General features: G+C 75.1%; 11 protein-coding genes. 3 read left to right on the top strand and 8 right to left on the bottom strand.

The window, feature by feature from the left end; all coding sequences use genetic code 11:
* Positions 1–4: 4 nt before the first annotated feature.
* A complete protein-coding gene (locus T328_RS17690) occupies positions 5–898 on the top strand; it encodes a cytochrome c biogenesis CcdA family protein (protein ID WP_496497027.1) in 894 nt (297 codons plus the stop codon).
* A 129-nt stretch (positions 899–1027) separates the two neighbouring features.
* Here the strand turns inward: T328_RS17690 and T328_RS17685 are convergent, their stop codons facing one another.
* From T328_RS17685 to hrcA, 7 genes are all read right to left on the bottom strand, one after another.
* Positions 1028–1933: a ribonuclease Z gene (locus tag T328_RS17685; protein WP_496497026.1), complete on the bottom strand. Its 906-nt coding sequence runs from the start codon at positions 1931–1933 to the stop codon at positions 1028–1030.
* Positions 1934–1949: 16 nt separating this feature from the next.
* A complete protein-coding gene (locus T328_RS17680) occupies positions 1950–2309 on the bottom strand; it encodes a histidine triad nucleotide-binding protein (protein ID WP_496497025.1) in 360 nt (119 codons plus the stop codon).
* 74 nt (positions 2310–2383) lie between these two features.
* The gene (locus T328_RS17675) at positions 2384–5716 is read right to left on the bottom strand and encodes a S41 family peptidase (protein WP_496497024.1); all 3333 of its coding nucleotides are present in this window, start codon (positions 5714–5716) and stop codon (positions 2384–2386) included.
* A gap of 180 nt (positions 5717–5896) precedes the next feature.
* Entirely contained in the window at positions 5897–6700 is an 804-nt protein-coding gene (locus tag T328_RS17670; RefSeq protein WP_496497023.1) for a 16S rRNA (uracil(1498)-N(3))-methyltransferase, read from the bottom strand.
* Positions 6697–7791, bottom strand: coding sequence for a nitronate monooxygenase (locus T328_RS17665; RefSeq protein ID WP_496497022.1), 1095 nt, complete (start codon positions 7789–7791; stop codon positions 6697–6699). The genes T328_RS17670 and T328_RS17665 overlap by 4 nt, the downstream gene beginning before the upstream one ends.
* Before the next feature lie 160 nt (positions 7792–7951).
* On the bottom strand, positions 7952–9085 hold the full coding sequence (gene dnaJ / locus T328_RS17660) for a molecular chaperone DnaJ (RefSeq protein ID WP_496497021.1): 1134 nt from the start codon (positions 9083–9085) through the stop codon (positions 7952–7954).
* Complete coding sequence (gene hrcA / locus T328_RS17655) at positions 9086–10111, bottom strand: heat-inducible transcriptional repressor HrcA (protein WP_496497020.1); 1026 nt, start codon at positions 10109–10111, stop codon at positions 9086–9088. It lies immediately after the preceding gene.
* Positions 10112–10252: 141 nt separating this feature from the next.
* Between hrcA and T328_RS17650 the strand changes: the two genes are divergently transcribed.
* A complete protein-coding gene (locus T328_RS17650; protein WP_496497019.1) occupies positions 10253–10957 on the top strand; it encodes an MBL fold metallo-hydrolase in 705 nt (234 codons plus the stop codon).
* Between the two features lie 9 nt (positions 10958–10966).
* The gene (locus T328_RS17645) at positions 10967–11791 is read left to right on the top strand and encodes a DUF3097 domain-containing protein (protein WP_496497018.1); all 825 of its coding nucleotides are present in this window, start codon (positions 10967–10969) and stop codon (positions 11789–11791) included.
* 43 nt (positions 11792–11834) lie between these two features.
* Here the strand turns inward: T328_RS17645 and hemW are convergent, their stop codons facing one another.
* Positions 11835–13061 (bottom strand): radical SAM family heme chaperone HemW, encoded by a 1227-nt coding sequence (hemW, locus tag T328_RS17640; RefSeq protein WP_496497017.1) that lies wholly within the window; start codon positions 13059–13061, stop codon positions 11835–11837.
* Between the last annotated feature and the right edge of the window lie 44 nt (positions 13062–13105).

The following is a 13105-nucleotide window of genomic DNA, read 5'->3' as shown; positions in this document are numbered from 1 at the left end:
CGTCATGGCCGACCTGCCGCTCGCCCTCGCGCTCGGCGCCGGGATGCTCGCCGCCGTCAACCCGTGCGGCTTCGCCCTGCTCCCCGCCTACCTCTCCCTCCTCGTCCTCGGCGACGACCCGCCCGGCCGCACCGTCGCCGTCGGTCGCGCCCTCGCCGCCACCGCCGCCATGACCGCCGGCTTCGCCGCCCTCTTCGGCGTCTTCGGCCTCGCCGTCCAGCCCGTCGCCGGACAGGTCCAACAGCACCTGCCCTGGTTCACCATCGCCTTCGGCCTGCTCGTCGCCGCTGCCGGTGCATGGCTGCTCGCCGGCCGCCGGCTGTCCGTCCTCGCCCCGAAACTCCGGCGCGCACCGAAGCTGACCCGCTCTCTGCCCTCGATGGCGCTGTTCGGCATGGCCTACGCCACCGCGTCCCTCGGCTGTACGATCGCTCCCTTCCTCGCCATCGTCGTCTCCGCTTTCCGCAGCGGCAGCACGGCGGAGGGCGTCGCCTTGTTCGCCGCGTACGCCGCCGGGATGGGACTGATCGTCGGTGCCGCCTCGCTGAGCGTCGCGCTCACCCGGACGACCGCCGTCACCCCCCTGCGCCGCCTCGGCGCCTCCACACCCCGGCTCGGCGGCGGGGTGCTCCTCCTCGTCGGCAGCTACGTGGCCTACTACGGCTGGTACGAGATCCGCGCCAGGGACGACCCCGCCACCACCGACCCCGTGATCGAGGCGGCCGGCTCCGTCCAACGCGCCCTCGCCGACGCCGTGGACGCCGCCGGCCCGGCGGTCATCGCCGTGTTCTGCGCCGCGCTGCTCGTGGCGGCCCTGATCATCCGCACCCTGCGCCGCACACGCCGACCCGCCCGGACAGGAACCGACGCGGGGCCGGCCACCGGCCGCTCGGCCTGACCCCGTAGGCGGCGGACACCTCAGCTCACCTCCGGCGCGGAGAAGGGCGGCCAAGCATTCGCTTCCGGGCCCGTGAGCAGCGGTTTCACGGGCGCACCACCGCGCCGCCGCGAAAAGCCGCCGGCCGCCTCACCGCCGCGGCGGCACCGGCACCCGCCCCAGGTCCGTCGCCACCGTCAGCGGCCCCTCGTACCCGGCCTCCCGCGCCTCCCGCGCGAAGTCCGCCGGGTCCGGATAGCGCTGCGAGAAGTGCGTGAGCACCAGGTGCCGTACGCCCGCCGCGACCGCCACCCCCGCCGCCTGAGCCGCCGTCAGATGCCCGTGCGCGACGGCCAGCGCGGTCTCCGCGCCCAGGAAGGTGGACTCGATGACCAGCAGGTCCGCCTCCTCGGCCAGCGCGTACACCCCCTCGCACAGCCCGGTGTCCATGATGAACGCGACCCGCTGCCCGCGGCGCACCTCCGACATCTCCTCCAGCGGCACCCCCCGCAGCGAACCCTCGCGCTGCAGCCGGGAGATGTCCGGCCCCGTGATCCCCGCCCGCGCGAGCCGCTCGGGGAGCATGCGGCGGCCGTCCGGTTCGACGAGGCGGTAGCCGTACGCGTCCACGGGGTGGTTCAGACGGCGCGCCTGGAGGCTGTACGCGGGCGTGGCGGCGACCACGCCGTCCCCGTCGACCGGGCCCGCCTCGACCTTCGCGGTCTCCCGGTACGCGCTCGCGTACCGCAGCCGCTCGTAGAAGTGCCGCCCGCTCGCCGGGAAGTGGACGGTGACGGGGTGCGGGACGCGGTCGAGGTTGACGCGCTGGATGACGCCGGGCAGGCCCAGGCAGTGGTCGCCGTGGAAGTGGGTGACGCAGATCCGGTTCAGGTCGTGCGCGGCCACGCCGGCGCGCAGCATCTGGCGCTGGGTGCCCTCGCCGGGGTCGAAGAGGATGCCGTCGCCGTCCCAGCGCAGCACGTAACCGTTGTGGTTGCGCTGGCGGGTGGGGACCTGGCTGGCGGTGCCGAGGACGACGAGTTCGCGGGCGGACAACGCCGGTCGGCCGGCGCTATCCGGGCGGCCAGTTCAGGCCGCGGCCACCGAGCACGTGCGCGTGTGCGTGGAAGACGGTCTGGCCGGCGCCGGCGCCGGTGTTGAACACGACGCGGTAGCCGGTGGCGTCGATCTTGTCCTCGGCGGCGACCTCGGCGGTCTCGCGCAGCACGTCGGCGATGAGCTGCGGGTCGGCGGCGGCGAGGCTGCCGGCGTCCGCATAGTGGGCCTTGGGGATGACGAGGACGTGGGTGGGCGCCTGCGGGTTGATGTCGCGGAAGGCGATCGTCGTCGCGGTCTCGCGGACGACGGTCGCGGGCACCTCCCCCGCGGTGATCTTGCAGAACAGGCAGTCGGCCTGCGGCTCCCCGGCCATGTTCCCGGCCTCCTTCGTACGAGTCGGGCGGTACGGGCCGCATGGTACCCCGCGGCCGTACCCGGTGGCCGCCGCTACTCCCCCGCCGACGGCTCAGCCGACGACCCCGGAGCAGACCCCGGAGCCGAACCCGGAGCAGATTCCGGTGCAGCCGCCTCCCCCGGCAGCTCCGGCGGCGCCGCCGCCGGACTGCGCTCCAGCGCCTCCAGCGCCAGCCGCACCGCCGTCTCCAGCTGCGGGTCGCGCCCCTGCGCCCAGTCCTCCGGGGTCAGCTGCACGTCCACGTCCGGCTCGACGCCGTGGTTCTCCACGCCCCAGCCCGGGCCCTCCAGCCAGAAGGCGTACTTCGGCTGCGTCACCAGCGTGCCGTCGACCAACCGGTACCGGCTGTCGATGCCGACGACCCCGCCCCAGGTGCGCCGCCCGACGATCGGGCCGATGCCCAGCGCTCTGATCGCGGCGCTGACGATGTCGCCGTCGGAGCCGGAGAACTCGTTGGCCACGGCGACCACCGGCCCGCGCGGGGCGTCCATCGGATAGCTGACGGGCCGTATGCCGCGGCCCGCGTCCCAGCCGACGATGCGCCGCGCCAGCTTCTCCACGACGAGCTGCGAGGTATGCCCGCCGCGGTTGTCGCGGAGGTCGACGACCAGGCCCTCGCGGGCGACCTCGACGCGCAGGTCGCGGTGGAGCTGCGCCCAGCCGGGGCCCTGCATGTCGGGTACGTGGAGGTAGCCGAGGCGGCCGTCGGACGCTTCTCCTACATAGGCGCGTCGGCCGGCGACCCAGGCGTGGTAGCGCAGCGGCTCCTCGTCGGCGATGGGGACGATCACGGCGTAGCGCACGTCGCCGCCGTCGGCGGGCAGCACGCTCAGCTCGACCGGCTTGCCCGCCGAGCCCACCAGCAGCGGCGCGGGCCCGGCCAGCGGGTCCACCGGCCGGCCGTCGACGGCGACGATCGCGTCGCCGGGCCGGACGGCCGCGCCCGGCGCGGCCAGCGGGGAGCGGGCGTCGGGGTCGGAGGTCTCGGACGGCAGTATCCGCTCGACGCGCCAACGGCCGTCGTCCGCCCGGGAGACGTCGGCGCCGAGGAGCCCCTGCCGTCGCTCCGGCGCGCCCATGGGAGTGCTGCCGCCCGGGGGGACGACGTACGCGTGCGACGTGCCCAGCTCGCCCTGCACCTCCCACAGCAGGTCGACGAGGTCGTCGTGGGTGGCGACGCGTGCCAGCACCGGACGGTAGCGTTCCAGCACGCCGTCCCAGTCGACGCCGCCGAGGTCGGCGCGCCAGAAGTGGTCGCGCATCAGCCGGCCGGCCTCGTCGTACATCTGCCGCCACTCCGCGGCCGGGTCGAGCAACTGCCGTACGCGGGTGAGGTCGACGGTGACGTTGTCGCCGTCGCCGTCGTCGGCGTGGCTGGCCTTGCGGTCGGCGGGGACGACCTTCAGCTTGCCGTCGGTGCGCAGCAGGATCCGCTTGCCGTCGCCGGTGACGGTGAAGCCGTCGGCGTCGTCGGCGAGTTCCTCCAGGCGCTGCTTGCCGAGGTCGTAGCGCTCCAGCCGGGTGGCGGGCCCGTCGTCGTCGGGGCCGGCGGCGTCGGCGCCGAGGACGCCGCGCAGCGGGTGGACCAGCCACAGCAGGCCGCCGTCCGCGGCGCGCAGCGTCGAGTAGCGGGCGGCTTCGACGGGGAAGGGCAGGATGCGGTCGGCGAGGCCGTCGAGGTCGATGCGGGTGACCGGCGGGGTGTCCCCGGAGCCGGTGTCGTCGCCGTCGTCGGAGGGGCCGCGCTCCGGCGCCCGGCCGTGGCGCTGCGGGCCGAACGGCGAGGGGGTCTCGGCGGCGAGCGTGATCAGGTGCGGGCGGCAGGCGTACGGGAACGACAGGTCGAAGACGTGGCTGTCGTAGACCGGGTCGAAGGCGCGCTCGGAGAGGAACGCCAGGTGCTTGCCGTCGGCGGTGAACGCCGGGGAGTAGTCACGGAAGCGCGGCGGCGTGGCCTCGGCGACGGCCAGCCCGTCGGTGGTGGCCAGCCGCAGCTGCCGCAGCTCGCCCGGGCCCGGGTGGGACCAGGCCAGCCACGCGGAGTCGGGCGAGAACACCAGCCCGCCGACGTCGCCGTGGTCGCTGGCGTCGACCTCCCGCACCTCGCCGGAGGCGCGTTCGACGAGCAGCACCCGGCCGTCGTGCGCGGCGACGGCGACGCGGCTGCCGTCCGGCGCGACGGCCAGCCCGGTGACGCGGCCGAGGCGCCCGGCGGCCACCCGGCGGGGCGTGGCGCCGGCGTCGCGGCCAGCGGCGGGGATGAACTCCAGCGCGTCCTCGCCCTCGGCGTCGGTCACCCACACGACGTGCTCGGCGCCCTCGGCGCGGAACACCCGCGGCATCCGGGCCCGTACGCCCGGCTCGGCGGCCAGCGCGCGGGCGGGGCCCTCGCGGTGGGTCACCCAGTGCAGGGTGCCGCGGATCTCGACGGCGCTGCCGCGGCCGGTGTGGTCGGGGCGGGCGGCGCCGAGGTTGCGGCGGGCGCGCAGCGGCCGGGGGCGCAGGTCGGTGCGCTGGCCACCGAGGCGGACGTCGACGCGGCGCGGCTCGGTGCCCTCGTCGAGGTCGTCGAGGAGCCAGAGTTCGCCGGCGCTGGCGTAGACGACGCGGGTGCCGTCGGTGGCGGCGTGGCGGGCGTAGAAGCCGCCGAGGGTGGAGTGCCGGCGCGGCGCGGCGAAGGCGTCGGGGTCCGCAAGGTCCGCGGAGTACAGCGCGCCGGTGCCCTCGTGGTCGGAGAGGAACGCGAGCCGCCCGCCGGCCCACAGCGGGCACTCGGCGTTGCCGAGGAGGGCGTCGAGGTCCGCGGGCCGGGTGAACTCGGCGTCGGCCGCGGTACGCAGCCAGAGCCGGCCGGCGGTGCCGCCGCGGTAGCGCTTCCAGTACGCCGCCTCCCGGCCCATGGTCGCCGTGAGCAGCGCGACGCGGCCCTCCGGCCCGTACGCGACGTCGCCCACGGGCCCGAACGGCAGCGTGCGCGCGGGGCCGCCGTCGGGCGGCACGGCGCGCGCCCAGGTGCGGCGCAGCGAGTACTGGCCGTGGGTGCTGAGGGCCAGCACGTCGCCGTCGGGCGTCCAGCCGCGTACGGAGGTCTTGCCGCTGCCCCAGTACGTCAGGCGCACGGGTGCGCCGCCGTCGAGGGGCGCGGTGAGGACCTCGGGGGCGCCGTCGCGGGTGGAGGTCCAGGCGACGTGCGCGCCGTCGGGGGCTATGCGGGGGTGGTCGACCGGCATATTGTCGGCGCTCACCCGCCAGGCGCGGCCGCCGTCGAGGGGCGCGGCCCAGACGTCGTCCTCTGCCGTGAAGGTGATCAAGTCGCCGTGCAGGTGCGGGAATCGCAGGTACGCAGGCTGAGTCACGTCGATCATCCCATCATGCGGAGGCCGCGCTCACCACCGCTTTGCGGTGCGGTGTGACGTTCGTCCTGTACCCATTCCGTCCACGGGTGGAACAAACCGGGTCGTACCGGCGAACACCCCGGGAAAGCCCCGGATGCCGGCGTACGGAACGTCCGGATCCGGGCGTACGGGACCGCCGGATCCGGGCGGTCAGGACCACCGTCCGGTCGCCGCGAGCACCACCGCGCCCGCCGCGGTGCCGGCGGTGGAGGCGCGCAGCACGGTCGGCCCCAGTCGGTATGCCCGGGCGCCCGCCTCCTCGAACGCGGCCAGCTCCTCCGGCGCGACCCCGCCCTCGGGGCCGACCACCAGCACGATCTCCCCCGGCTCCGGTCCCGACTCCGACTCCGACCCTGACCCCGGCCGCGACTCCGACCCCCGCCCCGGCAGCGCCGCACCGGCCAGCGGCGCGGCGCCCTCCTCGTGCAGCACGGCGGCGAACGCCGCGCCCGCCAGCAGCGGCAGCAGCTCCTTCGTCGAGTGCGGCCCGGCGACTTCCGGGAAGCGCAGCCGGCGGGCCTGCTTGCCCGCCTCGCGGGCGGTGGCGCGCCACTTGGCCAGGGACTTCCGCCCGCGCTCCGCCCGCCACTGCGTCACGCAGCGGGACGCCGCCCACGGCACCACCGCGTCCACCCCGGTCTCCGTCATCATCTCCACGGCCAGCTCGCCGCGGTCGCCCTTCGGCAGGGCCTGCACGACGGTCAACCGCGGCCACGGCGCGGGCTCCTCGCGCACCTCGGCGCACGCCACCAGCAGCCGGTCCCGGCCCTCCGCGCCGGCCACGGTGCCGTACGCGCCACGCCCCGCGCCGTCGGTGAGCACTACGTCCTCGCCGGTGCGCAGCCGCCGTACGGACACCGCGTGCCGCCCCTCCGGCCCGGTCAGGGCCAGCACCGCGCCGGGGCGGGCGGCGTCCAGCACGGCGGGCTCGGCGACGAACACGGGGGCGGTCACAGCAGGCCGCCCGAGGCTTCGCCGGCGGGCTTCGTCGCCCCGCTGAGCGCGTCGGCCAGCTCCCGGGCCAGCACCTCCACCAGCTCGGCGGCGGGCAGTTCACGCGCCAGCCGGTAGCCCTGGCCGGCCCACAGCGCCATGCCCTGCGGGTCGCCGGCGCGGGCGGCGGCGGCGCGCAGCGGGGAGGTCAGGTGGTGGACCTGCGGGTAGGCGGCGGGGGCGTACGGGCCGTGTTCGCGTACGAACCGGTTGACGAGCCCGCGCGCGGGGCGGCCGGAGAAGGCGCGGGTCAGCTCCGTACGCGTGAACACGCCGCCGGTGACGGCCCGTTTGTGCAGCGCGTTGGCGCCCGACTCGGGGCAGACCAGGAACGCGGTGCCGAGCTGCGCGGCGGCGGCGCCGGCGGACAGCACGGCGGCGATCTGCCCGCCGCGCATCAGCCCGCCGGCGGCGATCACCGGGACGTCCACCGCCTCCAGCACCTCGGCGAGCAGCGTGAGCAGCCCGCGGCCGACCCGGTCGTCACGCGGGTCGTTGCGGAAGCCGCCCTGGTGGCCGCCGGCCTCGACGCCCTGCACGCACACGGCGTCGGCGCCGGCGGCCTGCGCCCGGCGTGCCTCGACGACGTTGGTCACGGTGACGACGGTGTACGTACCGGCGCGGGCGAAGGCGTCGAGCACGGCCGGTCTGGGGCAGCCGAAGGTGAACGAGACCAGCGCCACCGGCTCGTCGAGGAGGATGGCCACCTTGGCGTCGAAGGCGTCGTCCGTGCCGGCCTCGGCGTCGCCCAGCTCCGTGCCGTACCACTCGACCTCGCCGGCCAACTGCTGGGCGTACGCCTCTATCTGGGCGGGATCCGGTGGGGAGGGGGGCTGGGGCAGGAACAGGTTGACGCCGAAGGGGCGGTCGGTGACGGCCCGCAGCTGGCGGATCTCCTCATACATCGCCTCCGGCGTCTTGTAACCGGCGGCGAGGAACGCCAGGCCGCCGCCCTCCAGCACGCCGGCGGCGAGCTGCGGGCAGGATGCGCCACCGGCCATGGGCGCCTGCACGATCGGGAAGGTGAACAGATCGTTCAGCTCGGTGGGCATGGCTCAATCCTGTCATGCGGGTCGGACACCGGCGGCCCGGTCCGGATCATGGAATCCGCACGTCTTCACGCGCCTTGGGACGGTGACGTCCCACCCACCACACGCACCCGTCGCGCGGGCCGCAACGGCGGCGGCCCGGCAACGGTCGGCCAGTCCGCGGCTAGCGTCCGCTCCAGGCGTCCTTCAGCCGCGAGAACAGCCCTTGCTGGCCCGGTTTGAACTGGCCCTGGGGCCGCTCCTCGCCGCGCAGCTGGGCGAGTTGGGTCAGGAGCCGCTCCTGCTCGACGTCCAGCTTCTGCGGCGTCTCGACCTCGACGTGGACGACCAGGTCGCCCCGGCCGCCGCCGCGCAGGTGCGTGACGCCGCGCTGGTGCAGCGGAATCGACTGCCCCGACTGCGTACCGGGACGGATGTCGACCTCTTCGAGGCCGTCGAGCGTCTCCAGGTTGACCTTCGTGCCCAGCGCGGCGGCCGTCATCGGGATCGTCACCGTGCAGTGCAGGTCGTCGCCGCGGCGCTGGAAGATCGGGTGCGGCAGCTCGCGGATCTCCACGTACAGGTCGCCCGCCGGGCCGCCGCCCGGGCCGACTTCGCCCTTGCCGGCGTGCTGGATGCGGGTGCCGGTGTCGACGCCCGCGGGGATCTTGACCGTCAGGCTGCGCCGCGAGCGCACCCGGCCGTCGCCCGCGCACTCGGGGCACGGCGTGGGCACCACCGTGCCGAAGCCCTGGCACTGGGGGCAGGGCCGGGAGGTCATGACCTGGCCCAGGAACGAGCGGGTGACCTGGGAGACCTCGCCGCGGCCACGGCACATGTCGCACGTCTGCGCCGACGTGCCGGGCGCCGCGCCCTCGCCGTTGCAGGTGCCGCAGACGACCGCGGTGTCGACCTGGATCTCCTTGCTGCCGCCGAACGCCGCCTCCTCCAGCTCGATTTCGAGCCGGATCATGGCGTCCTGGCCGCGCCGGGTGCGCGAACGCGGCCCGCGCTGGCCCGCGGTGCCGAAGAAGGCGTCCATGATGTCGGAGAGGTTGCCGAAGCCGCCGGCGCCGAAGCCGCCCGCCGCGGCGCCGTTCTGCGACAGCGGGTCGCCGCCGAGGTCGTAGATCTGCTTCTTCTGCGGGTCCGAGAGGACTTCGTAGGCGGCGTTGATCTCCTTGAACCGCTCCTGGGTCTTCGGATCCGGGTTCACGTCCGGGTGCAGCTCGCGCGCGAGCCGGCGGAACGCCTTCTTGATCTCTTCCTGTGAGGCGTCACGTCCGACGCCGAGGACCGCGTAGTAGTCCGTGGCCACTTATGACTCCGCCAGGATCTGTCCGACGTACCGTGCCACTGCGCGTACCGCTCCCATCGTTCCGGGGTAGTCCATGCGGGTAGGTCCGACCACGCCGAGCTTGGCGACCGCTTCGCCGGTGTCGCCGCCAGAACCGTATCCGACGGAGACGACCGAGGTGGAGGTGAGGCCCTCGTGGTCGTTTTCATGGCCGATACGCACCATCACGCCCGGTTCCTTCGCCTCACCGAGCAGCCGCAGGAGCACCACCTGCTCCTCCAGCGCCTCCAGCACCGGCCGGATGGTGAGCGGGAAGTCGTGGTCGAAGCGGGTGAGGTTGGCGGTGCCGCCGATCATCAGCCGTTCCTCGGTCTCCTCCACCAGCGTCTCCAGCAGCACCGACAGCACGGTCTGCACCGTGCCGCGGTCGTCCGCCGGGAAGGAGTCGGCCAGGTCGGCCACCAGCCGCGGCACGTCGCCGAAGCGGCGGCCGACGACGCGGCTGTTGAGCCGGGCTCGCAGGTCGGCGAGGGACTCCTCGCTGTACGGCGCCGCGCAGTCGATCACGCGCTGCTCGACCCGGCCGGTGTCGGTGATGAGAACGAGCATCACGCGCGCGGGGGCGAGTTGGAGTAGCTCGACGTGGCGCACGGTCGAGCGGGTCAGCGACGGGTACTGCACGACCGCCACCTGCCGCGTCAGCTGCGCCAGCAGCCGCACCGTGCGCCCGACGACGTCGTCGAGGTCGACGGCGCCGGACAGGAAGTTCTGGATGGCCCGCCGCTCAGGCGCGCTGAGCGGCTTGACGTCGGCGAGCTTGTCGACGAACAGCCGGTAGCCCTTGTCAGTAGGGATACGGCCGGCGCTGGTGTGCGGCTGGGCGATGTACCCCTCATCCTCCAGGGCGGCCATGTCGTTACGCACCGTGGCCGGGGAGACACCCAGATGATGCCGCTCGGTGAGGGCCTTGGAGCCGACCGGCTCCTCCGTGCCGACGTAGTCCTGGACGATGGCGCGCAGCACTTCGAGCCGACGCTCGCTGAGCATGCTGTCCACCTCCGCACTGGGGGTCCGTCCGGCCGTTCCGCCGCTGGCACTCGACGGCGGGGAGTGCCAGGGTTCGGGGCCAGTGTACGGCCGGGTACGGCAGCTCAGGCAAGGCGGCCGGTCTCGTTATAGCGTCGTGGCATGGGTGGCGGTTGGGAAGAGCCGGCGCCGGACATCGTACGGTGCCGGCTGCCCCGCTGGGACGCGACCGCGGGGGCGGTGGCCGGATCGGCGGGCGTGCTGCTGGTGGACACGGGCGCCTCGCTGCGGGAGGGCGCGGAGCTGCGCCGGGCGGTACGCGAGCGCTTCGGCCGGCCCGTGACGCACATCGCGCTCACGCATCCGCACTTCGACCACGTGCTCGGCACCGCCGCCTTCGCCGGGGCCGAGGTCTACGGCCCGGCGGGCATCGCCGACCGGTTGCGTGGCGAGGGCGCGGACGAGGTGCGCGCGGACGCCGTACGCCACGGGCTGTCCCCCGACGCGGCGGCGGAGGCCGTCGACGTCCTGGTCACCCCGCGGCACGCGGTGTCCGGCACGTACCCGCTGGACCTCGGGGGCGGGCGGGAGGTGCTGCTCGTCGAGCTGGGCGCGGCGCATTCGTCGCACGACCTGGCGGTGTACGTCCCGGGGCGGCCGGCCGTCGTCTTCTGCGGCGACCTGGTGGAGGAGTCGGGCCCCCCGCAGGCGGGCCCGGACGCGGACCGGGCGCGGTGGCCCGCGGCGCTGGACCGGCTGCTGGAGCTGGGCGGACCGGAGGCGGTCTACGTCCCGGGGCACGGCGCGGCGGTGGGTGCGGATTTCGTACGGGCCCAACGGGACGAACTGTCGCGGGGCTTGTCGTAGTCTCGCCCCGTGCGCCGTTACGACTCCGATCTCACGCCCCCCTGGAAGAAGCCGCGGCAGCCCGCCCCCGAGGTGCCGGCGGAGCCGGACCTCGTGGTGGAGGAGGTGGGCACGGGCTTCTGCGGAGCGGTCATCCGTACAGAGAAGACCGCGGAGGGCCCGACGGTGACCCTGGAGGACCGCTTCGGCAAGCACCGGGTGTTCCCGCTGACGCTGGCCGGCTTCATGATCGACGGCAAGGTGGTGACGCTGGTGCCGCCGCGGGCCGCCGCCCCCTCGGGCCCCCTGCTGTCCGCCTCCGGCTCGATCGCGGTCCGCGACCACACCGCGCGCGTGGCCCGCGCCGGCCGCATCTACGTCGAGGGCCGCCACGACGCGGAGCTGGTGGAGCGGGTGTGGGGCCACGACCTGCGGGTCGAGGGCGTGGTGGTGGAGTACCTGGAGGGCGTGGACGACCTGCCGGCGGTGGTGGCCGCCTTCGCGCCGGACGCGGACGCGCGGCTGGGGGTGCTGGTGGACCACCTGGTGCCGGGCACGAAGGAGTGGCGCATCGCGGAGTCGGTGTCGAGCGACCACGCGCTGGTGGTGGGTCACCCGTACGTGGACGTCTGGGAGGCGGTCAAGCCCGCGTCGGTGGGCATCGCGGCGTGGCCGCGGATCCCGCGGGGCGAGGACTGGAAGACGGGCATCTGCCGGGAACTGGGCTGGCCGGCGGACACGGGAGCGGCCTGGCGCCGGATCCTGGGCTCGGTACGGACGTACCGGGACCTGGAGCCGGCGCTGCTGGGGCGGGTGGAGGAGCTGATCGACTTCGTCACGGCCCCGGCGAGCTGAGAGGGGCGGCCCGGGGGTCTGGGGCGGGTCGGGGAACAGCTCCTCAGTCCACCAGGTCCCGCACCACCGCGTCCGCCAGCAGCCGGCCCCGCAGCGTCAGCACCAACCGCCCCGCCTCGTAAGGACCGCGCTCCAGAAGCCCGTCCCTTACCGCCCGCGCAGCCGCCTCCGCCCCCGCCGGCCGCAGCAGCGACCGCGGGCAGCCCGCCGACAGCCGCAGCTCCAGCAGGATCCGCTCCACCCTCCGGTCCTCGGCCGTCAGCACCTCGCGCCCCGCCGCCGGCGACCGCCCCGCCGCCAGCGCCTCCGCATACGGCGCCGGGTGCTTGACGTTCCACCACCGCACCCCGCCCACGTGGCTGTGCGCCCCCGGGCCCGCGCCCCACCAGTCCGCGCCCGTCCAGTACAGCTCGTTGTGCCGGCACCGCGCGCCCGCACCGCCCCCCGACGCCGCCCAGTTCGACACCTCGTACCACTCCATCCCCGCCGCCGACAGCGCCTCCTCCGCCATCAGATACCGGTCCGCATGCACGTCGTCGTCCGTCGGCGGCACCTCGCCCCGCCGGATCCGCCGCGCCAGCTGCGTACCCTCCTCGACGATCAGCGCGTACGCCGACACATGGTCCGGCCCGGCGCCCAGCGCCGCCGCCAGCGACGCCCGCCAGTCCTCGTCGGTCTCGCCCGGCGTGCCGTAGATCAGGTCCAGGTTGACGTGCGCGAAGCCCGCCGCCCGCGCCTCCGCCACGCACGCCTCCGGCCGCCCCGGCGTGTGCGTACGGTCCAGCACCCGCAGCACGTGCTCGCGCGCGCTCTGCATGCCGAACGAGATCCGGTTGAACCCGGCCTCCCGCAGCTCCGCCAGATACGCCGCGTCCACCGACTCCGGGTTGGCCTCCGTCGTCACCTCCGCGCCCGCCGCGAGGCCGAACTCCGAGCGGATCGCCGCCAGCATCCGCCCCAGGTCCGCGGCGGGCAGCAGCGTGGGCGTGCCGCCGCCGAAGAACACGGTCTCGACCTCGCGCGGGTCGTCGCCGAGCACCTTGCGGGCGAGCCGGACCTCCTCGGCGAAGGTGGCGGCGTAGTCGTCGCGGGAGGTGCCGCGCAGCTCGGCGGCGGTGTAGGTGTTGAAGTCGCAGTAGCCGCAGCGGGTGGCGCAGTACGGGACGTGGGCGTAGAAGCCGAGGGGGCGGCCGGCGGCACCGGACAGCGCCTCGGCGGGCAGCGTCCCGTCCGCGGGCGCGGGCTCGCCATCGGGCAGTACGGAGGGCATGGACCCATTGTCCAGCACTCCCGGCGACCCAGGTCCCGCCCAGG

The organism is Streptomyces sp. CNX435 (assembly GCF_059570575.1).
Note: the sequence above shows the minus strand (reverse complement) of the source record. Positions and strands in the feature narration are given on the sequence as shown.